The 20,862-nt window shown below is 69.6% G+C and carries 19 protein-coding genes; 8 read left to right on the top strand and 11 right to left on the bottom strand.

Features of this window, described 5'->3' with window-relative positions:
- Positions 1–96 precede the first annotated feature (96 nt).
- Together E1202_RS11415 and E1202_RS11420 are read left to right on the top strand one after the other, a co-directional pair.
- Positions 97–843 (top strand): enoyl-CoA hydratase/isomerase family protein, encoded by a 747-nt coding sequence (locus E1202_RS11415; protein ID WP_165943825.1) that lies wholly within the window; start codon positions 97–99, stop codon positions 841–843.
- Positions 844–1,059: 216 nt separating this feature from the next.
- Entirely contained in the window at positions 1,060–1,506 is a 447-nt protein-coding gene (locus E1202_RS11420; RefSeq protein ID WP_132682798.1) for an FHA domain-containing protein, read from the top strand.
- A gap of 51 nt (positions 1,507–1,557) precedes the next feature.
- Here the strand turns inward: E1202_RS11420 and E1202_RS11425 are convergent, their stop codons facing one another.
- A complete protein-coding gene (locus tag E1202_RS11425) occupies positions 1,558–2,079 on the bottom strand; it encodes an FCD domain-containing protein (protein WP_165943826.1) in 522 nt (173 codons plus the stop codon).
- Here E1202_RS11425 and E1202_RS31400 point away from each other — a divergent pair.
- The gene (locus E1202_RS31400) at positions 2,068–2,367 is read left to right on the top strand and encodes a hypothetical protein (RefSeq protein WP_165943827.1); all 300 of its coding nucleotides are present in this window, start codon (positions 2,068–2,070) and stop codon (positions 2,365–2,367) included. The genes E1202_RS11425 and E1202_RS31400 overlap by 12 nt on opposite strands.
- Positions 2,368–2,420: 53 nt before the next feature.
- On the opposite strand, the gene E1202_RS11430 is transcribed toward E1202_RS31400, so the two are convergent.
- The 7 genes from E1202_RS11430 to E1202_RS11450 form a co-directional block, all read right to left on the bottom strand.
- Complete coding sequence (locus E1202_RS11430) at positions 2,421–3,470, bottom strand: alpha/beta fold hydrolase (protein ID WP_132682801.1); 1,050 nt, start codon at positions 3,468–3,470, stop codon at positions 2,421–2,423.
- A complete protein-coding gene (locus tag E1202_RS31405; protein WP_165943828.1) occupies positions 3,464–3,613 on the bottom strand; it encodes a hypothetical protein in 150 nt (49 codons plus the stop codon). The genes E1202_RS11430 and E1202_RS31405 overlap by 7 nt, the downstream gene beginning before the upstream one ends.
- A 470-nt stretch (positions 3,614–4,083) precedes the next feature.
- Positions 4,084–5,457 carry a tripartite tricarboxylate transporter permease gene (locus E1202_RS11435; RefSeq protein ID WP_132682803.1) on the bottom strand — a complete coding sequence of 458 codons (1,374 nt, stop codon included), beginning with the start codon at positions 5,455–5,457 and terminating at the stop codon, positions 4,084–4,086.
- Complete coding sequence (locus E1202_RS11440) at positions 5,454–5,876, bottom strand: hypothetical protein (RefSeq protein WP_132682804.1); 423 nt, start codon at positions 5,874–5,876, stop codon at positions 5,454–5,456. Before E1202_RS11440 ends, E1202_RS11435 begins: the two co-directional genes overlap by 4 nt.
- Positions 5,876–6,001 (bottom strand): hypothetical protein, encoded by a 126-nt coding sequence (locus tag E1202_RS32580; RefSeq protein ID WP_268952315.1) that lies wholly within the window; start codon positions 5,999–6,001, stop codon positions 5,876–5,878. Before E1202_RS32580 ends, E1202_RS11440 begins: the two co-directional genes overlap by 1 nt.
- Complete coding sequence (locus tag E1202_RS11445; protein ID WP_235878063.1) at positions 5,998–7,263, bottom strand: hydroxymethylglutaryl-CoA reductase, degradative; 1,266 nt, start codon at positions 7,261–7,263, stop codon at positions 5,998–6,000. Before E1202_RS11445 ends, E1202_RS32580 begins: the two co-directional genes overlap by 4 nt.
- An 88-nt stretch (positions 7,264–7,351) precedes the next feature.
- Complete coding sequence (locus tag E1202_RS11450) at positions 7,352–9,217, bottom strand: helix-turn-helix domain-containing protein (protein WP_132682807.1); 1,866 nt, start codon at positions 9,215–9,217, stop codon at positions 7,352–7,354.
- Positions 9,218–9,421: 204 nt separating this feature from the next.
- Here E1202_RS11450 and E1202_RS11455 point away from each other — a divergent pair, with 204 nt between their 5' ends.
- Entirely contained in the window at positions 9,422–9,835 is a 414-nt protein-coding gene (locus tag E1202_RS11455) for a pyridoxamine 5'-phosphate oxidase family protein (RefSeq protein ID WP_132682809.1), read from the top strand.
- Positions 9,836–9,847: 12 nt separating this feature from the next.
- Here the strand turns inward: E1202_RS11455 and E1202_RS11460 are convergent, their stop codons facing one another.
- Both E1202_RS11460 and E1202_RS11465 read right to left on the bottom strand, forming a co-directional pair.
- Positions 9,848–10,435: a DUF1097 domain-containing protein gene (locus tag E1202_RS11460; RefSeq protein ID WP_132682810.1), complete on the bottom strand. Its 588-nt coding sequence runs from the start codon at positions 10,433–10,435 to the stop codon at positions 9,848–9,850.
- Positions 10,436–10,917: 482 nt separating this feature from the next.
- Complete coding sequence (locus tag E1202_RS11465) at positions 10,918–11,736, bottom strand: SAM-dependent methyltransferase (RefSeq protein WP_235878073.1); 819 nt, start codon at positions 11,734–11,736, stop codon at positions 10,918–10,920.
- Positions 11,737–12,016: 280 nt separating this feature from the next.
- Here E1202_RS11465 and E1202_RS11470 point away from each other — a divergent pair, with 280 nt between their 5' ends.
- A complete protein-coding gene (locus E1202_RS11470; protein ID WP_132682812.1) occupies positions 12,017–13,396 on the top strand; it encodes a purine-cytosine permease family protein in 1,380 nt (459 codons plus the stop codon).
- Between the two features lie 653 nt (positions 13,397–14,049).
- Here E1202_RS11470 and E1202_RS11480 read toward each other — a convergent pair.
- On the bottom strand, positions 14,050–16,374 hold the full coding sequence (locus tag E1202_RS11480; protein WP_132682815.1) for an ATP-binding protein: 2,325 nt from the start codon (positions 16,372–16,374) through the stop codon (positions 14,050–14,052).
- A 278-nt stretch (positions 16,375–16,652) separates the two neighbouring features.
- Here E1202_RS11480 and E1202_RS11485 point away from each other — a divergent pair, with 278 nt between their 5' ends.
- The 3 genes from E1202_RS11485 to E1202_RS11495 all read left to right on the top strand — a co-directional run bounded on the left by E1202_RS11485 (position 16,653) and on the right by E1202_RS11495 (position 20,666).
- Positions 16,653–17,993: an MFS transporter gene (locus tag E1202_RS11485; protein ID WP_207918565.1), complete on the top strand. Its 1,341-nt coding sequence runs from the start codon at positions 16,653–16,655 to the stop codon at positions 17,991–17,993.
- A gap of 71 nt (positions 17,994–18,064) precedes the next feature.
- Complete coding sequence (locus E1202_RS11490) at positions 18,065–19,729, top strand: amidohydrolase (protein WP_207918566.1); 1,665 nt, start codon at positions 18,065–18,067, stop codon at positions 19,727–19,729.
- 1 nt (position 19,730) lies between these two features.
- A complete protein-coding gene (locus E1202_RS11495) occupies positions 19,731–20,666 on the top strand; it encodes a CobW family GTP-binding protein (protein WP_132682817.1) in 936 nt (311 codons plus the stop codon).
- Positions 20,667–20,862 lie beyond the last annotated feature (196 nt).

The following is a 20,862-nucleotide window of genomic DNA, read 5'->3' on the forward strand; positions in this document are numbered from 1 at the left end:
CCGCTCGGAGGTCAGACGTTGCCGATGTGCTGTCGCTTCTCCTCGAGCTCGTGGCGCTCGCCGGTGCAACACGAGCACGACGGAGGAGACCGTCCGATGACCATCGACATCAGCGACAACGGCCAGGTCCGCACCCTCTCCATCAACCGCCCGGCCAAGGCCAACGCCCTGCTGGCGAGCGACGTCGCGGCGCTGGAGCGAGCGGTCGTCGGGGCTTCCGAGGACTGCCGCGTGCTCGTCTTCACCGGCACCGGGGGACGGAACTTCTCGGCCGGGATGGACCTGGGCACCTTCCAGGGCGTGTCCGAGACCGAGGCCCGCGGCATCATCGCCGGCATCGGCTCGCTGCTGCGCGCCGTCCGCCACGCACCGCAGATCTCCGTCGTGGCGCTCGAAGGGGCGTGCATCGGAGCCGCCTTCGAACTGGCCCTCGCCGCCGACCTGCGGGTCGCCCACGTCGAGGCGCTGGTCGGGCTCCCGGAGGTCAAGCTCGGCATCCCGTCCGTCGTCGACGCCGCGCTGCTGCACCACTACGTCGGGCTCTCCACCGCCAAGGAGATGCTGCTGACCGGAGAGCCGAAGACCGCGGGGGAGCTGGCGCACACCGGGCTGATCAACAAGACCGTCCCGCGGGAGAGGGTGGTGACGGTGGCCGCGGAATGGGCGGACGAGCTGGCGGCCCTGCCGGCGCCGGCGATCCGCGAGCAGCGAGCGCTCATCGACGAGTGGCTCAACGTCTCCCTGCAGAGCGCGGTGGACCAGTCGATCAACACCTTCGGCCGGATGTTCCGCTCCGGCGAGACCTCCGAGAACGTCCTGCGCTACACGGCGAGCCGGGGCTGAGCGCGCACGCCCGGCACCAGACGTGCGAATGCGCCCCGCGTGTCACTCCGGTGCTCGTCAGCCGGACCGGCGCCCAGCTGCCGTGACGCGGAACACGGCCGAACCGGGACCAAATGCCTGGTCGGCGGAACCTCGCAGGCCTGCATGCTCGTGGAGGTTCCCCGGGGAGGGAACGCTTCGAGAGCCGAATCCACTGGTTGCGGGAAGGGAAAGCTGATGGGTCAGATCGCCGAGGTCGCCGGACTGTTCGACCAGCGCACGTCGCACGACGCGCCGAGGCAGGAGCTTCCCGTCACCGGGCGGTTGGGCGAGTTGATCCCGACTCCGCGCGAGGCGGGGACGAGCACGCGGTTGGTGGTCGACCGAGGGGCCCACGAGGGGGCGGAGTTCGTGATCTCCGCACCGCTGACCGTGATCGGGCGGCACCGCGACTGCGACATCGTGATCGACGACGTGACGGTGTCCCGGTACCACGCGGAGCTGGAGATCGAGAACGGACGGTTCTTCCTCTACGACGGCGGCTCGCTCAACGGGACCTACGTCAACAGGCGGCCCGTGGAGCGCATCGAGCTGTTCGATGCCGACGAGATCTGGATCGGCAAGGCGCGGTTCACCTTCCACGTCGGCGCAGCGGCCGACGTCCCCGTGCCTGCACAGCGGTGAGAACGGGCGCGCGTCCCGGCGGCGAGACCGCCGGGCGCGCGCTTCGCTGCGTCATGAGCCGCGATCCTCGGCTGGTGAGAACGACTGAGCCCGCTCCGCCTGAGGATCGACGGCCGCGAGCGTCCACTGGGGACGGACCTCGTGCGAGAAGGCGTTCGGCTCAATCCTGCTGCTGCTCAACTGCTTCGGCTTCGCGGCGTGGGAGCCCGACGTACATGTCCTGGTGCAGGGCCGCCACGTGCCGCTCGGTGACATCGCCCGCCGACGCCGCGTCGCGGCTGCGGAGGGCTGCGACGAGTTCGACGTGGTCCCGGTTGGACTCGCGCAGGTGCTGCACGGGTAGGGCACGTAGTAGCGGTAGAGCTCGCGCAGCAGTTGCGCGTACTCCTGCTGAACCGCGCCGATCCCGGTCGCGGCGGCGACGGCGAGGTGGAACGTCTCGTCGAGCTTGTGGAAGTCGGCCCAGTCCGCGGCGTCGTTCATCCGCTCGGTGAGCTGGTGCAGGTGCACTATCTGGTCGGGGGTGGCGTTGCGGTCGTCGCGGCGCGGATGTCCTTCGGCGTGATCAGCCACTCGATCTTCCTGTTCGCCGAGTACGAGGCGTACCGGCGGAACCTCTCGCGCGAGCAGTTCGAGATCGCCTACCCGATCAGATCGTTCTACGACCGCGTCGAACACACCGCGCTGGCCTCGGACAACCCGGCGACCGCCTGGTCCGATGCCGACAACGTGTTCGTCTCGATCAAAGCCGCCGTGCTGCGCGAGGCCTACAACGCGAAGGCAGCTTCGTGGTGCTGGACCGCGACATCTTCACCGTGGACCCGCGGCAGAACGACCGGACCCAGGTCGCCGAGACCTTGATCCGAGGTGAGAAGGCCTACGGGACGAGCTGACCTACCAGTCTGCCGAGGCGGTCAGGCCGGGTGGGCGCGTGGCGCGCTCGCGTGGGAGATGAGCTGGTGGAGGAGTTCGTCGATGATCGCGGGGTGTTCGAGCGGCACCATGTGGCCCGCGTTCGGGATCATCTCGAGCCGGGCGCCCGGTACTTCCCGGGCGATCGCGGCGCTGTGCTCCGACGGGATGGTCACGTCGTGCTCGGCCCCGACCACGAGCGTGGCCACGTTGCCCAGTACCGGTAGCGCCGCGCGCTTGTCGAGCGTCAGGAACTGGGGGACGAGCGCCACCAACGCGTGGACGGGATTCGATCGCGTCAGCTGGAGGACGAAGTCGACGACCGACGGCGGTACCCGGGAGGCGAACGAGAATCCTCGCGCCACGGCGAGCGCGGCGTTCCTGAGGGCCCGGCAGGAGACCGAGGTGAGCCGAAGCCGGTCGATGATGGCCAGCACGAGGTTGGCCGCCTCGGGTGGCAGCACGGCCCGGCCGTTGACCGGTGCGGCCGCGGTCGTCACCAGCCCGACCCCGACCACGCGGTCACCGAAGAGCTCCGGGCGCTGCTCGGCGAGCGCCATGACCGCCATGCCGCCCATCGAGTGCCCGACCAGCACGACCGGCCCCTCCGGGACGGCCTGGTCGAGCACCGCGGCCAGGTCGCGGCCGAGCTGGTCGAGGTTGAGCCCGTCCAACCCGCCGACCGCGGACCGGCCGTGGCCCCGGTGGTCGTAGGAGACCACTCGGGCGTCGCGGGCGAGCGAAGTGCGCTGGAAGTGCCAGAAGTTGTTGTCCGCCAAGTACCCGTGGCAGAGCACCACGGTCACCGGCGCACCCGGATCGCCGTCGACGTCGACGTGCAGCGGAACCCCGTCGGCAGCGGACACGAGCGCGCCATCGGCAGGCGAAGCCGCCACATCGACGTCGGCGAGGGCATCTCGCGCGTGTTCGGCCGGTGCGGACTCGGCGGCCCGAAGGGCGAGGCCGGACAGCGACTCGCGCACGCGTCGGACCGCCATCCGGACCCGCGCGCCGACGGGCACCTGCGCGGCCCAGGGCGGGCTGATCACCACGCGCGCACGCTCATCGCGTCGGCAGCGGCGGCACGCGGCGCGTCCGACTCGCAGGCGGTCCAGGTGCTGCCGATGCGGCAGGTCAGCCGCACGTCCGGTGCGGGCCCAGGGGAGGGGCGGCCCGCGTTGTGCAGTTCGCTCACGTGCGCCTTCCACGTCGGGGACAGATCCGGCCACAACCGCCGCACAAGGCGACCGCCGAGAGGCCGATGCGCCGTGACCAAACCGTGATGCTCCACCCGAATGTAACCCACGGTTATCGCTACTTCAAATCATTAGCTTGGATGGGTTAACAACCATCACATCTTGGACGGCGTGCGACTTCGATGTGTGACAAGTCGTGTGCTTCGGGGAGGTCGTGAGGGGGCGCGGGCGCTGCTGATGCGCGACCGAGGTTGATCCGTCACAGCAGGCGCTCGTACTGGTCGCGATGCTCCGATCCCAGGAGCGCCGAGCATCAGCGGCCGACTCTCCTCGGATGCACCGTCGCGGGTGTCGTCGGCAACGTCGCCGACGCCCATCGGTTCCCGGCCTCAGCGGATCGCCCAGGCCGGGAACTCGGTCGGATCTCGCGGGCCAGGGGCCGGAAACGTCCCGTCCCCGACCGCCTGGCTCAACCGAGGGCGATGATCGCGGGTACGGTCAGGACGGCTGCGTAGTAGCCCATGAACTGGACGCCCGAGTGGATGCCGAACATGCGGTTCATGAGTCCGCCGATGAGGCCGACCGTCAGCGTCACCAGCACGGCGAGCAGGCCGCCCTCGTAGAGGCAGATCACCAGGATCAGGCCTGCGAACGCGCCGATGATCGCCTCGTGCGAGACGTTCTTGAGCACCCACGAGGCCGCTCGGTGGGCGTTGGTCATCGCGAACGGGTACGCGATCAGGCAGGCGATCGTCACCGCCAGCAGGCCGAAGACCAGGAACTCCCAGGTCTCGAGCAAGTTGTGCAGGTTGTGGGTCTGCCCGGTCCCGGTGTCGACGGTGTAGACCGGCGGTGCGTTGAACAGCGGGGCCGCCGGGCCCGCCGCCATCGGGGACAGCGGCAGGCCGAGCGCGATGAGCGGGATCATCGTCTCGGCGATGTAGGTGGACTCCGTGGTTCCGTTCCGCACGGCCATCTTCGAGGTGAGCTTGTGATAGCCGTTCTTGATCCGGGCACCGACCACCTCGCCCATGAGCACCGTCATCGCCACCGGCGAGAACACGAACGTCGCGCTCGAGACGACCGCGGCCCCGGAGGTGTAGGCCGTTTGCTTGCGGTCGAGGACCTTCAACGGGTTCGGCATCCGGCCGCTCCACGTCCGCACGTCCGGGGCTAGGGCGAACTCGGTCGGCCCGTCCCGGTGCAGGGTCTTGCGGCCGGTGGGGGAGAGCGCCAGGAACAGGTCCGCCACCAGCGGGCCGGTCGCGATGCCGAGGAAGAAGCTGATGCTGAGCGAGTACCCGAGCTGGGTCGACACGAACTGGTTGATCCCGACGATCAGCAGCACGAACGGGAACAGCGCGCCCACCGCCGCCCAGCGCCCCTTCGAGGTGAGCGCGATCAGGATCGCGGCACCGGCGAAGATCCACGGCGCGAGATCGCCGATCTCGTCGGCGATCGGGGAGAGGATCCAGGCGAACAGCACCGCCAGCGGCACCGCGATGAACGCCGCGACCACGCCGCCCGAGATGGCCTTGCGCAGCGCGATGTGCGGCACCCCTAGCTCGCGGAGCTGCTGCGCATCGCCCAGCAGCGGCACGGTCATCGTGTCGCCGGGGATGCCGAGCAGGGTCGTGGGGATGGCGTGGGTGATGTGCTTGGCGACCACGGCCGCCAGGAAGAAGCTGAACACCCCGGCCGGCGGGACGCCGAGCAGCACCACCAGCAGCGTCAGCGGTGCCACCACAGCGGTTTCGTCCGTGCCCGACACCAGGCCGATCGCGGCGAAGACGATCGCACCGACGAGGCCCATGCTCAAGGCCCACAGGAACGCTTCCATCATGGGTGGACCTCCTGTCTCCGCTTCGCTTCCTCGTGGGCCTCGACGAGCACGTCGTACAGCCCGAGCAGGCGAAGTTCCTCCTGCACCTCGGCGGAGAGCTCGGCGGGGTCGGTCCACTCGCCTCCGTCGGCGGCGATGGCCTCCAGCGCTTCGCGCCTGCTCTCGGTGATCGTCGAGTTCTCCCGGACGATCCGCTTCGGCTTGAACAACCGGGCCGCGATCACCGCGGCGACGAGGCAGGCCACGAGGCCGAGCAGCAGCGCGTAGGACTCCGCCAGGGTCTCGTCGGCCACGGTCGCCGTGAAGAAGGCCCTGCCGAGCAGGAAGGCCGGGGCCGCGATCCCGGCACCCAGCGCGATGGACATGCCCATGTGCCTGGTGTCGACGGTGTCACCCCAGACCTCGATGAGTCGGGACATCAGCGTTGCTCCGTTCGATCGAAGTGGCTGAGGGCGGTGGCGGCCGCGGGCGAGGCGAACCTGGTGAGTTCAACGGGCACGACCGCCTCCTCGGCCTGCAGCGCCAGCGCGAATGGCGACGTCATCGACCGCTCCGCAGTTCGGCGAGCGCGGCCTCGGCCTGGTCGTGCCCGAAGTTCCTCTTCGCGATCAGCTGGGCCGCCACGGGCGCGATCTCATCGGGTCCTGCACCGGCAGCGATGGCGATGTTCTTGGCGTGCAGGGACATGTGGCCGCGCTGGACGCCTTCGCTGGCGAGCACGCGCAGGGCGGCGATGTTCTGGGCGAGCCCGACGGCGGTGATCAGCTCGGCGAGCTCGGACGCGGAGGACACCCCGGTGAGGGCGACGGCCGCGCGGGCACCGGGATGGGTCTTGGTGGCGCCGCCGACGAGCCCGACGGGCATCGGCAGTTCCAGCGTGGCGACGAGGTTGCCGTCGGCGTTCTCCTCGAAGGTCGACAGCGAGGTGTAGCGTCCCTCGGCTCCGACGGCGTGGGAGTGGGCGCCGGCCTCGACGGCGCGGGTGTCGTTGCCGGTGGCCAGCACGACCGCGGAGATGCCGTTCATGATGCCCTTGTTGTGGGTCGCGGCGCGGTAGGGATCACCGGCGGCGAGCTTGTAGGCGTGCACCATGTCGTCGACGACCGGCGGACCACCGAGCGTCTCGGCGTCGAGGACGGCCCGCGCCCGCGCGAGCCGCATGTCGGCCTTGTTGGTGAGGATTCGGAGGACGACCCGACCGCCGGCGACCTCGGCGACCCGGTCGGCGATCGCTTCGGCCATGGTGTTGACCGCGTTGGCGCCCATCGCGTCGCGGACGTCGACGACCAGGTGGGCGACGACGTAGGTCTCGTCGTCGAAGTTCACCGTGCGCACCACGAGGTCGCGCACCCCACCGCCCACCTCGGCCAGCTTGGGGTCCTGGGCGGCGGCGAGATCCATCAGCTCGGTGCGGGCCTCGAGCAGGCGCAGCCGAGCGGCGTGCGGATCGACGAGGTCGACGAGCTGGATCTGCGCCTGCATGATCGAACCCGTGCTGGAGGTGTGGAAACCCCCGAGCGCGCGGGCGAACCGGGCCCCGTTGCTGGCCGCCGCGATCACGGAGGCCTCCTCGGTGACCATGGGCACGAGCACGTCTTCGCCGTTCACGGTGAAGTTGGTGGCCACGCCGACGGGCAGCGCGAAGGTGCCGAGCACGTTCTCGCTCAGATGGCTCGCGGCCTCGACGTCGAAGCCGTCCGCGTCGAAGGCCGCGAGATCGGCGATGTCGATCCCCGCCGTCTCGACGACGATCTTGCGCCGCTCGCTGATGCTCAGGTTGCGGAAGCCCGGAATTCTGCTGACCACGAGTAGTTCCTCCTTGAACGGGTGACGAACCAAGGGAACCCCAGTGGTGACCGGGCGCACATGTCCGAACAGGCCACGATCACGTCGTTCACATGTCGGTTTCGGACATCCGATGCAGCTGCACGGCGATGCCGAGCCGGAACTGCTGCTCCGGCCGTCGCCACTGCGGCCCGAGCAGCTCGGTGATCCGCTCCAGCCGCTGCTTGACCGTGTTGGCGTGAACGAAGAGCACTTCCGCGGACCGGGTGATGCTCGCGTTCTGCGCCAAGTAGGCGTCCAGGGTCGCGACCAGATCGCTCCGGTGAGCGGCGTCCCAGTCGAGCAGCGGTGCCAGCAGCCCTCGGGCGAAGGTGCGGGCACGTTGCCCGTTGGCGCCGAAGAGGGCGAGGTACGGGGCGTAGTCGCGTGCCGCGACGCCCGCATCGGCCACCCCGACGCCGGGCAGCATCCGCGACAGCGCTGTGACGTCGACGACCTCGCCCGGGACCTGCTCCGCGGGGTGGGTTCCACCGACGACCACGAGGCCCCGGTCCCCGGCCTCGGCGAGCCTGCCGTGCACGCGACGCGCGAGGTCGTGCGGATCGGGCTCCCCGGGCACCAGGGCGATCACACCGGCGTCGTGCTGGGCGACCAACCAGCGCGGGTCCAGTCCGCTCAGAGCCCGAGCGAGGCTCCACCGCTGCTGTTCCCAACCGACCGCGAGCACCGGTGTCCAGAACCCGGTCAGGTCGACTCCTCGCTGCTGGGCTCGCCGCCGGAGCGAGGCCCAGTCGTCGCGTCCCGAGACCAGATCGGCGACGAGCTCACCGCGGACCCGCTCCTCGGCATCGGCGACGGCGTCGCTCCGCATGGTGACCAGGGCGTGGCTCTGCGCACCGCGTTCGATGGTCCGCCGCTGCACCTCGTCGAGAGGCTCACCGCCGACGAGCAGCACACCGAGCAGGGTGCGACCGGCCATCGCCGCGACCAGCCCCAGAACCCCACCCTCGCCGACGTCGACCCAGCGGGCGGTGCCCCGGCCGGTCTCCACGGCCGCCAGCGCCCCGGACGAGAGCCGGCCGTCGGTCCACCACGCGGCAGCCTCCTCGTCGCTGGTGGCCAGAGCGCCCAGCTCCCGGTCGGCGATCGCCACCGGTCGCTCCAACGCGTCGGCCAGAACGCGCGCGATCGCGTCCGACCCCTCGCCCGCGAGCACCAAGCGGGTCAACTGCTCGTGCAAGCTGGCCGAGGCCTCCATCGCCGCCGCCCGACGCTCGGCCTCGGCACTGGCCGCCTCCGCCCGGGCAGCGGCTTCGCGCTCGGCCGCCAGCAGCCGTGCGGTCTGCAGGATCACCGCTCCCTGGTTGGCGAACGCGGTGAGCAGCGCGATCTGCTCGGTGCTGAACCCGTGCGTGGAGCGGTCGGCCGCGAACAGCACCCCGAGCACCCGCTCGGAGGCGATCAGCGGCACGCCGAGGATCGACCGCATCTGCTCGGCCCGGACCGCGGCGGTCACCTCGCTGTCGTGCGGGAAGGATCCGACGTCGTACGCCGCGGTCCATTGCGGGGCGCGCGTGCGCACCACCTGGCTGGCGAGGCCGACACCGGCCGGTACCCGCAGCTCCCGCATGTTGGCCGACAACGCGCCCCTGTTCGCCCGGACGAACAGCTCGTCGGTCCCCTCGTCGTACTCCGAGAGGTAGGTGAGATCGGTACCCATCAACTCGTGGGCGCGGTCCACGAGCTTCTGCAGCAGCGGCTGCAGGTCGCGCACCTCGGCGAGCTCCCGCAGGCTCGACATCAACACCGACAGCTCCCGGTCCCTCGCCCGGAGGCGATCCAGCCGGGCGCGGGCGTCCATCAGGACGCTGGTGGTCTCCGCATCCAGGCCCCTGGCCGCACTCCGGAGCTCGCCCTCGCTGACGGGGTGGTCGGCGATGATCATCTCGGTCAACGCCCGCAGATCGGCGCTCACACGATCACCCGAACCCAGCCGAGATCAAAGCCGAAACGCATGCCGAAAGGCTAGCCCCACCAGCTGCCCAACCGTGAACGCCGAACCGGGCCGGAGGGGCTCCGCTTGCCGGGCTGGGGAGGATTGGCGCGTTGCCCGCTCCACGAGGTCGCGTCCTCTGTTGGTGTGCGACGAGCTCGATCCACCACACCACGGAGCGGATTCATGACCACCGATCCAGCTGCGCCTGCCTCGGAGGGCGACGACTTCTGGCGGGAACGCCGGATCTGCATGCTCGCCACCCAGCGTCCCGACGGCAGCCCGCACCTCGTCCCTGTCGGCGCCACCTTCGATCCTGAAACGGGCATCGCGCGCATCATCAGCAGCGCCGCGACCAAGAAGGTGCGCAACGTCCTGGCGGGCGGTCCCGCCAGGAAGGTCGCGGTCAGCCAGGTCGAAGGGCGACGGTGGAGCACCCTGGAAGGCACCGCGCTGGTCAGGGACGATCCGGAATCCGTCGCCGAAGCAGAACGGCGCTACGCCCAGCGCTACCGGCCGCCTCGCCCCAACCCCCAACGCGTGGTCATCGAGATCACCGTCACCCGCGTGATGGGCAACGTGCGCCCTTCGGGGTGGTGACCGCCTCGGCGGTCAGGCGTCGACGACCGTGTCGGCCGGCCGGGGTGCCGGGCGGCCGAAGGGCGTCATGATGGCGACGTTGAACCAGCCGAGGAAGGCGCCGAGCAGCCCGCCCAGCACCGCGGGCACCGAGGTGATCAGCGGCAGCAGCACGCTGTCGGCGGGCAGCGACAGTCCGCCGAAGTTCGCGTAGGTCCCGATGAAGTACGTCGCCAGGCCCATCGACAGGCCGTTGAAGTAGGGAAGGCTCCCGGTGTCCCGCGCGAACGGCAGGAACTGCATGACGTAGATGAGCGGAACCAGCGCCAGCGGGAGGCCCACGAACCACGACACGTCGCCGGCGGCGACGATCGCTGCGTCGCCCACGACCGTGCCCACGAGCAACGAGAAGATCAGTGCGATCGCCGCGCTGACGACGCCGCTCAGGAAAGACGGGACCACCACGCGGAGCACCACCGGCTTCGCGCCCAGGGCGAAGTACTCGGCCCACACGATGAACGCCAGCCACACCGGCAGCGACCACGTGCCCAGCCACAGGCCGAAAGGCAGGGCGACGGCGACGGTCACCGGCACGGCCACCCACAGGGGAATGGACTTCATTGCTGCTCCTCCAGAGGATCGACTTCGTCGACCGACCTCGTGGTGCGCGCTGCGCCGGGCCCGGCCCGCACGTCACATCGTTCGTGAACGGTCGGGTACCGGGTGAGCGGCGTCGAACAAGCAGCCCCGTTCAGACCGCGGGGCCCTCGTAGCCGGTCGAGAAACCGTCGAGTGGGTCGCTGCCAGACTTCCACCCGCAGGCCCGGTGCGCACTCCGCGTACGACGAAAGTGGCGTCGTCGTCGAACATGTCGCCCCGGAGGCGTCGAGAGCTGAACTCCTAGGCGAACGTTTTTCGCGCTCAGGGCGAAGATGGTGGCGCCCGGCGCCTTGACGCCGCGTGGTGCTGATCTTCCTCGTCGAGCCGCTGCATCGAGGTGAAGGCGAGGTGGTCGTTCGAAGCTGAGCGGCGACCGCGTCGAACCTCGTTCGGTTGGAGTCCGTTCGAATCGGCGCGCTGAGCGGCCGATTCGAACGGCCGGGTCACTCGGTGCCGATCCGCGCGATGGCGGTGTAGACGCAGGAGTGCTGCGGTTCGAAGTTGCTCGCCTCGGGGCGCCACTGCTGCGCGAAGACGAGGCCGGGATCGACCAGGGGCGCGTCGCCGAGCAGGGTGCGGACTTCGGCGTGCGTCCGCGCGTAGGTCGGGGTGGCCATCGCCTGGCTGAGCCTGGCCGCTTCACCGCCGTCGATGGCGGGTTCGTCGTCGGTCACGTGCGAGAGGATGTGCACGCTGCCGGGCGGCAGCTTCTCCCAGTAACGGCGCACGATCTCTGCGGTGTGCCCGGTGTCCGGGAAGTACTGCAGGACGAGCAACGTCAGCAGGGCGATCGGACGATCGAAGTCCAGCAGGCCTTCGACCTCCTGCGCGGCGCAGACTTCGTCGACGTCGCGCAGGTCGGCGTGGAGGATCGTGGTCGTCGCGTTCTCGCGCAGCAGGTTGCGGCTGTGGGCGACGGCGACCGGTTCGCTGTCGACGTAGGCCACGCGTGCGTACGGGTTGCCCTGCTGAGCCACTTCGTGGACGTTGCCGACGGTGGGAATGCCGGATCCGAGGTCGAGGAACTGGTCGATCCCGTTGGCCAGGCACCACTGCACCGAGCGGCGCAGGAAGGAGCGGTTGGCGAGGGCGGCGGCGGGCACTCCGGGAACGGCGTTGACGATCTTGTCGCCGACCTCGCGGTCCACGGCGAAGTTGTTCGCTCCGCCCAGCCAGTAGTCGTAGACCCTCGCCGCGCTGGCCTTCGACAGGTCCAGCTCCGCGAGTTCCGCGGGGTCGATCGTCGAGTCGTCCAGCGTCACAGCTCTCTCCCTCGTCCGAGCGGGTATCGCGGCCGATCATGCGCGACACCCCCGGCGTGGCACAACGCCCTCGCGCTGAACGTCAGATCTGGTACGAGAGTCCTCCGGTACCACCCGCATCGGCAAGAGCGGGCTCGGTCCCTCCCGCGCTCCGTGGCATCGCGGAGCTCGTGCGCATCCGTCTGGAATCCAAGACGCCGAGCCCACCTCGGGCATTGCTCCGGGGTTCGTCGCGGCGACTAATGGAACGCACTGAACTCGACGGGGTGAGGAGTGGCACATGGCCGGTGGCTTGCAGGTCGAGCGGAGGTCGATCGACCCGATCCCGGAGGGCGAGCGGCACGGAAGCCCGCGCAGCCTCTTCACGTTGTGGTTCGCCGGCAACATGCAGATCACCTCGGCGGTGACCGGCGCGCTGACCGTGCTCGTCGGTCCGCATCCGCTGTGGGCGCTGGTCGCCATCGCGATGGGCAACGCCGTCGGCGGGGTGCCGATGGCGTTGCACGCGGCTCAGGGGCCGAAACTGGGCATCCCGCAGATGGTCCAGAGCCGCGCCCAGTTCGGCGTGTACGGCGCGGTGTTACCGCTGGTGCTCGTGGTGCTGATGTACCTCGGGTACTTCGCCAGCGGAAACGTGCTGGGCGGGCAGGCGCTGTCGGCGATCACCAGCCTGCCGGTGGACCTGAGCATCGTGCTCTACGCGGGGCTGTCGGCGACGATGGCCATCGTCGGGTACCAGCTGATCCACCGCTTCGGCTGGCTGGCGTCGACGGTGTCTGTCGTGATGTTCGTGTACTTGACCTTCCGGCTGGTCACCACGCAGGACCTCGGACCGGTGCTGGCCAACGCGGAGCTGGACGTGCCCGCGTTCCTGCTCGCGCTGTCGCTGACCGCGTCGTGGCAGCTCACGTTCGGTCCCTACGTCGCCGACACCTCGCGGTACCTGCCCTCGAACACCTCCCTCCGCGCGACGTTCTGGTGGACCTACGGCGGCACGGTGCTCGGTGCCAGCTGGGCGATGTCGTTCGGCGCGCTCGCGTACGCAGTGGCGGGCAAGGCGTTCAAGGGCCACGAGGTCGCCTACGTGGTGGGCCTCGGCGGGGACGCGCTGGTGCTGCCGCTGCTGCTGGCCATCTCCCTGGGCAAGCTCACCATCAACGTGCTCAACATCTACGGCGGCTACATGACGGTGGCCACCACGATGAGCGCCTTCACCCGCAAGGTCGGGCTGTCGCCGGCGGCCCGGATCGGCTACATCGCGCTGGTCGGCGTGCTCGGCGGCGTGATCGCGGTGCTCGGGCGCGGTGACTTCCTGTCGAACTTCGTGCTGTTCCTGCACTTCCTGCTCTACTTCCTGACCCCGTGGAGCGCGGTCAACCTGGTCGACTTCTACCTGCTGCGCAAGGAGAAGTACGACCTGGAGGCGATGTACGATCCCGACGGCGCCTACGGCCGCTGGTGCGCGCCCGCGCTGATCGCCTACTTCGTCGGCTTCGCGGTGCAGGTTCCCTTCTCCAACGTGGACGGTGTTTTCACCGGGCCCCTGGTGAGGTACTTGGGTGGCGCCGACATCGCGTGGATCATCGGCCTGCTGGTCCCGGGCGTCCTCTACTGGGCCGCGATGCGCAAGCGAACCCGAGAACCACTCCCGACGGCGTGACGGGCACGGAAGGCGGAACCGTCGCTTCAGCCGGTGCCGAAGACCCGTGCTCTGCACGGCGGCCGCAGCCGCACGGAGCGACCAGGTCCGAGCCGAACCGCAGGGTCTCAGCGGGCGCGGGCCGATCCGCGCGGGGTGCGGGTCGGTGCTGTCGGTCATTCTGCAAGAGCATCGCGGTGCCTAGGTCGGCCGTTCTGGGACTTGTCCAGGGTCTTCGGTCGCGGCCCTGGAGACATCCGTGGCACTGCGTAGTTCGCTGCGCATCCCGGGGAGCCTGCCGAGATCGAGCGCGACCTACGTAGGAAACTCGGTAGTTTTGCCCTGGTCGAGCGTTAGCCCGTGGGGGAGCGTGGAGCGCATCAGAACCGCGCCCGACATCACGTCAGAAAGTTTCGACCATGTCCTCGCCCCGAATCACGAGCCACGATTCGCAACAGACATCCCACGTGTATCGCAACCCGTGCACCGGCAACTGGATCTGCGACTCCGTGGGCACCCGCGCCCGTCCTGGTCCCGACAGCGCTCGCACTGTCTGCCGGACCCACCTCGAGGCGGTCCGCGTGGCGGTGACCATGGCTCCCGCGCCCCGGCTGGCCGGGGACGCTTGATTCCCGGACCTCGACGACCCCGCGCAGGCGTGAGGGTCACGCGGCTCACCGGGACTGAGCCGGACGGGAATCAGGGCTGTGGTCCGCGCGGACGTAGGCGGCGATCTGAGCCCGCGACGTGTAGCCCAGCTTGGTCAGGATGTTCTCGACGTGCGCTTCGGCGGTGCGCGGCGAGATGACCAGGTGCTCGGCGATCTCCCGGTTCGTCAGCCCCTCCGCCACGAGTCGTGCGACCTGCCCTTCCCTGCGGGTCAGCGGTGATGAAGCGGCAGTGCGGGTCTGCCGAGGTGTCCCGAGCGCGTAGTCGACCGTGGCGTCCGGTGAGAGGTGGCTCCCCGCGGTGTGCTCCGCCTCGAACTGCGCATCGCCCAGCGCTTCCCGCAGGGTTGCGGTGTAGTTCTCGTGGGCCTGCAGGTAGGTGACGAATCCGAACATGGGCTGGCCGATCGGCACCCAGAGCTCCCGGTTCGCGCCCATGAGCCGCGCTGCGCGCCGGTGCTGCCCGGATTCCGCCAGCACCCAGACCAGCACCTCCACGCAGCAGGGGATGCCGAGCCAGTCGCCGAGCTCCCGCTTGATCTCGATGGCCTCGCGCAGCGCCGCCGTGGCGAGGATGTCGTCGGAACGGGTCCAGCCGATGAGCCCCAGCACCCACAGCGCCCAGGTCGCCGCCCAGCATTCGCCGATGTCCCGGCTGAGCCGGCGGCATTCCTCGGCGATCTCCTCGGCCTCCCGGCTGTCACCCTCGATCAGGCGCAGCCATCCGTGGGCGGCCAACCCGATCAGCGATTCCGAGTCCTCAGCTCCGAGCGACCGATACATCGCTCGGGAACCGGACAGCAGCATCTCCGCTTCGTCGAGTTCGTCGCCGATCAGCTTGTTGACGCCGAGGAACAGCTCGGCTCGGGCGAGCGTCACCTGATCGCCGTGTCGCCGGGCGGCGTCGATGCACTCGGTCAAGATCGCCGAGGAACCGGTCGGTTCGCCCTGGACCTGGCGGACCCATCCCGCCACCCAGAGCGCCTCGGCCCGCAGCGGCGTGTCGGCGTGGAGCGCGGCGACGGCCTTGTCGATCCATTCCCGGCCCTCGCGGCCGGCGCCCATGACCCAGAGGTGGCGCAGGTCCACCGTCGTCCGCACGGCCACGGACGGGTCCGCGTCGTTGTCGAAGCCGAAGCGGAGCGCTTCCCGGAAGTTGACCTGCTCGCGCCGCAACATCGAGGACCACTCCCGCTGCCGGGGTCCCGACCAGTCGTGGCAGGCGCGAGCCGCCAGGTCGGCGAAGTGGTGCATGTGTCGGCGGCCCACGTCGAGCTCGGCGTCGCTGCCGCGGAGGAGCTCCTGGCCGAACTGCCTGATGGTCTCCAGCATGTGGTAGCGGGCTCCGGCGCTGCGGACCTGGCGGAGCACGACCGACTTGCTCACCAAGCCCGTCACCGCGTCGGTGGACTCCTGCGCGGTCAGGGAGTCGTGCCCGATGACGGCGAGGGCCGCGTCGAGGTCGAACCCCCCGGGGAAGACCGACAACCGCGCCCACGCGGTCTGCTCGGCGGGCGAGCACAGCGCGTAGCTCCACTCCACCGCGGCGCGCAGGGTCTGGTGGCGGGCCGGTGCGCCCCGGACGACGGTGGACAGCGCCTGGAACCGGTCTTCGAGGCGGTCCAGCATCTCGTTGACGCCCATCGACTGCAGCCGCACCGCCGCGAGCTCGATGGCCAGCGGCATCCCCTCGAGCCGGGCGCACAACCTGGCGATGGCCTCGTGGTTCTCGGCGTCGAGGGTGAACCCGCGCACCGCGGCTGCCGCCCGTTGGACGAACAGCTCGACCGCTTCGTACCTGAGCGGGTTCCCGTCACCGCCACCTTCGTCGGAGCTGGTGAAGCTGAGCGGCGGAACGGGGACGACGTGCTCCCCGGGGACGTGCAGCGCTTCGCGGCTGGTCGCGATGATGCGCACCCCGGGTGCCGCGCGCAGCACGGCGGCGATCACGTTCCCGCACGCGTCGAGCAGGTGCTCGCAGTTGTCGATGACCAGGAGCAGCGACTTGTCCTGCAGGTGCTCGATCAGCACCTCCTCGGAGGACTCCGCCGATCGGTCCGGGACGCCGAGGGCGTCGATGATGGCGTGATCGGTCAGCGCCGGATCGCGGAGCTCGGCGAGCTCGACGAGCCAGACGCCGTCCGCGAAAGCCCGGTGCGCGGTTTCGCCGACGCGAATCGCCAACCGGGTCTTGCCCATCCCACCGGGGCCGAGCAGCGTCACCAGCCGGGCGGAACCGAGCAGCGCGCGGATCTCGCCGACCATCGCCCGCCGACCGACGAAGCTGGTGACGGTCTCCGAACCGGGGAGATTGCCCAGATGCCGGGTCATGTCACCACCAGCTCACGATCAGCTCGGTGAGCAGTGACGCACGTCACTGCTGCCTCAAGTGTAGTCCTCGGCCAGCCGGCCACCGCGATCCATCCGAAGCCCAGCAGCGGGCCGCCGCGTGCTCTTCACGCACACCCGTGGGCATGGTCGCGTGCTGGGCGTTCGCGGGTGCACCGGCTGGTTCCATCGATCGAAGTTGAACTGGACCTAGCCAGCCGAGGTGGTCGCAAACAAGGTTGTTACCCAGGTCACCCAACCCGTCCAAAGGAGTACCGGGCATGGTGAACAAGCGCAGCGCGGGCGATGTCTCGTACCGCAGACGCATGTCGAGGGTCGCGATGGCGAGCTTCGTCGGCACGACCATCGAGTGGTACGACTTCTTCCTGTACGGAACGATGGCCGCTCTCGTGTTCAGCCAGCTGTTCTTCACCAAGCTGGACCCGGCGACCGGAACCATCGCCTCGTTCGCCACCTTCGCCGCGGGATTCCTGGCCCGTCCGCTCGGTGGGATCGCGTTCGGTTACTTCGGAGACCGGGCGGGGAGGAAGGCATCCTTGATCGCCTCCCTCAGCCTGATGGGCGTCTCGACGTTCCTCATCGGGATCCTGCCCACCTACAGCTCGATTGGCATCCTCGCGCCGATTCTCCTGTCGATCTTCCGGTTGGTGCAGGGTTTCGCGCTCGGCGGGGAATGGGCCGGAGCTGCGGCTCTCGCGACCGAACACGCCGATGAGGGCAAGCGCGGGTTCTACGGCGGATGGGTGCAGCTCGGATCTTCGGCGGGCAGTGTTCTGGCCACGGCGACCGTGCTGCTCCTGAGCGCGCTGCTGGACGAGGACTCCTTCCTCTCCTGGGGGTGGCGAGTGCCCTTCCTCCTCAGCGCGGTGCTCGTCGTCCTCGGCATGTTCATCCGGCTGAAGGTGGAGGAAACCCCGGTCTTCCAGCAGATGAAACGGGAGGGCCGTCGCGGTCGGATGCCGCTGGCAGCGGTTCTGCAGCGGCAGTGGAGAACCGTGCTGCTCGTCGTCGGCATGCATCTGGCGAACACCACGATCGCCTACCTCACCGGCGTGTTCCTGCTGTCCTACGGGACGAAGCAGATCGGTATGGAGTCCAACACCGTGCTGCTGGCGAAGCTGACCACGGGTCTGATCCTCGTGACCTTGGTGTCCATGCCGGCGGCCGCGCTCGGCGACCGCATCGGGCGACGCCCGGTGTACCTCGCTGGAACGCTCGGGTTGGTCGTCTTCGCGTTCCCGGCGTTCTGGCTGTTCGACACCGGAAACTTCGCGCTGGTGTTCATCGCGATCCTGCTGCTCGGTCTGGCGAACGTGCTGATGTACCAGACTCAAGGCGCGTTCTTCACCGAGATCTTCGCACCAGATGTCCGCTGCACCGGGGCCGCGCTCGGCGTGCAGGTCGCCACCGTGATCGGCGGGGGCACCGCCCCGATCATCGCCACGTCGTTGATCCTGTTCAGCGCCGGGAATTCCTGGCCTGTCTCCGCCTACCTGATCGTCATCGGGCTCATCTCCACCGCGTGCACCTTGCTGGTCAAGGAGAGCCGTCCCGCGCGGTCGGGCGCTCAGGTCGCTGCGGAGGGCGCGCTCTCCCGGTGAGGAGGTGGTGCCGACGTCCGGCCGGTGGAACACCGTGCACACCGACGAAGTAGAAGTGGAAGGGAAGTACCGTGGTTGACCAGCGCACCATCATCTATCCCGCCAAGCACGTGCGGACCATGGACCCCGCGCGGCCGGAGGCCGGAGCCGTAGCGGTGCGCGGCGACCGCATCCGCGCGGTGGGCACCGTCGCCGAACTGCGCGAGTACTCGGGGGCGGTGGTCGACGATCGCTACGCCGACGCGGTGCTGCTGCCCGGATTCGTCGAGGCTCACAGCCATGCGGGTTCGGGCGGGATGTGGGACAAGGTCTACGTCGGTCGATTCGATCGGACCTCACCGGACGGTGGGTTGTGGCCCGGCTGCCCCACCGTGGCCGATGTTCTTGCGCGTTTGCGCGAGGCCGAACAACGGCTGCCCGCAGATCAGTCGGTGCCGCTGCTGGCATGGGGTCTGGACCCGATCTACTACCCGCGCGAGACCGTGACCGCGCGTGAGCTGGATGCGGTTTCCACCGGCCGGCCGGTCCACCTCCTGCACGCCAACGGTCACCTCGCGACGGTCAACTCGGCCGCGCTCAAGGTGGGCGGCATCGGCCGGGACACCCAGGTGGAGGGCGTGGTCAAGCACGCCGATGGCACGCCGACCGGGGAGCTCCAGGAGTGGGCGGCGATGTCGCTGGTGCAGCACGAGATCGGCGGCGGCATCACCGGAGGGATCACCGCCGAGGCGATCCGCTACTTCGGCCAGGACGCGGTCAACACCGGCACCACCACGCTGACCGACCTCGGCTCGACGATGTTGATGGCGGACGAGACGATGGCTCCCTACCTGGAGGCGGTGACCGAGCAGTTCCCGGCTCGGCTCTCGGTGTTCCTGTTCGGAGCGGGAAAAGGTGGGGCGACGCCGGTCGAGGCCGCCGCGCGCCTGCGGGACCTGCGCGAGCTCAGCACCGGCAAGCTGCGCATGGGGCACGTGAAGCTGATGCTCGACGGGTCCATTCAGGGGTTCACGGCACGACTGCAGGAGCCCGGCTACCTCGGAGACCAGCCCAACGGGATCTGGGTCGTCTCACCCGCCGAGTTCGAGGACGCGCTGAGCGCTTACCACGAGGCCGGGCTGCTGGTGCACGTGCACTGCAACGGCGACCAGGCCACCGAACTGTTCCTGAGAACCATGGAGAAGGTTCTCGTCGCACACCCGCGCCCGGACCACCGCCACACCGTCACCCACTCGCAGATGACCACGCCCGCGCAGTACCGGCGGATGGCGGCCCTCGGGATGTGCGCGAACATCTTCGCCAACCACATCTGGGCGTGGGGGGACCAGCACATCGACATCACCGTCGGTCCTGACCGCGCCGCCCGGATGAACGCCACGGCTACTGCGCTGCGCTGCGGGGTGCCGGTGTCGCTGCATTGCGACACGCCGGTCACGCCCTTGTCGCCGCTGAAAACGGTGCAGCACGCGGTGACACGACGCACGGTGTCAGGCCGGGTGATGGGTGAGCACGAGCGGATCACCGTCGACGAGGGCTTGCGCGCCGTGACCCTCGGCGGTGCGTACCTGCTCAAGATGGATCACGAGGTCGGTTCGCTGGAACCCGGCAAGTTCGCCGACATGGCGGTGGTGGGCGCCGACCCCCTGGCGGTTCCGGCCGACGAGGTCGGTGACATCGACGTGCTGGGCACCGTCGTCGGCGGCGCGCACCACGCATCGACCGTCCACGGGGCCTGACATGACCGCGCGCCTGACCGTTCTCGGTGGCTATCTCGGGGCGGGCAAGACGACCCTGCTCAACGGCCTGCTGGCCACCGCCGACGGCTCGCGGATCGCGGTGGTGGTGAACGACTTCGGGTCGGTCAACATCGACCGGAGGTTGATCACCTCGGCCACCCGGGACACCGTCGAGCTGGCCAACGGATGCATGTGCTGCAGTCTGCAGGACGACACCAGTGCCGTGATGACGCGTTTGGCGGCGCGCGATGACCTGCGCCACGTCGTGGTGGAGACCAGTGGCGTCGGTGACCCAGCAGCGTTGCGGACCTGGGGCAACTACCCGGGTTTCGCTCCCGGGAGCACGGTGGTCTGCCTGGACAGCACCTCGGCCGCTGCGCTGCTGCGCGACGAGTTCGTCGGTGACACCGCGGCCCGGCAGCTGGCCCGCGCGGACGTCGTGGTGTTGACCAAGGTCGACTTGGCTCGGTCGGGGCAGCTCGTGGACGCCTGGCGGCGCTGCCGCGAGCACGCGCCTGATGCCCAGGTGTTGGAGTCCGAGCGCGGCGACCTGCGTCTCGAGGACTTGCTGCCGGGTCCCGCCGGGCCGATGAACGCGACGGCGGGCGAACCGGATTCGCACCGGTCGGTGCACCGCAGCGCCCTCGTGACCGGTGCGCGTCCGGTGGACCGCGACGCGTTGCTGCGGGCGCTGCACGAGCTTCCGCCTTCGGTGGTCCGGGTCAAGGGTCTGGTCCGCTGCAGCGACAGCCCGTTGAGCCGGACTCTCGTCCAGTGTTCCGGTGGGAGGGTGTCGGTCACCGTCGAAGGCGCCTGGCGGGAGGCGGACTCCAGCGAACTGGTGATCATCGCAGCCGGCGCTGAGGCGGCCGATGCCGATCTGCGGTCGGTGACGGACCGCCTCGCCGAGGTGCTGGCCGACCGAAGTTCGGCCTAGGAGCTGGTGAGGAATCGCGTTGCTCGGCGGGCCGGCAGCCGAACCTGAGCCGCTCCGCCGCGCTCTTCAACAGCACCTGGTCAGAGCGCCGGGGCAGCAGGTCCTAGCGAGACGTTCCGAAGCGCTCCGCGGAAGAGCTTCCTGGCGGTGTCGTGGGCGTCGAGCGGCGTTCTTCGACTGCCGCCGAGCGGCAGTG

It is taken from the genome of Saccharopolyspora karakumensis, assembly GCF_004349225.1.
Lineage (GTDB): Bacteria > Actinomycetota > Actinomycetes > Mycobacteriales > Pseudonocardiaceae > Saccharopolyspora > Saccharopolyspora endophytica.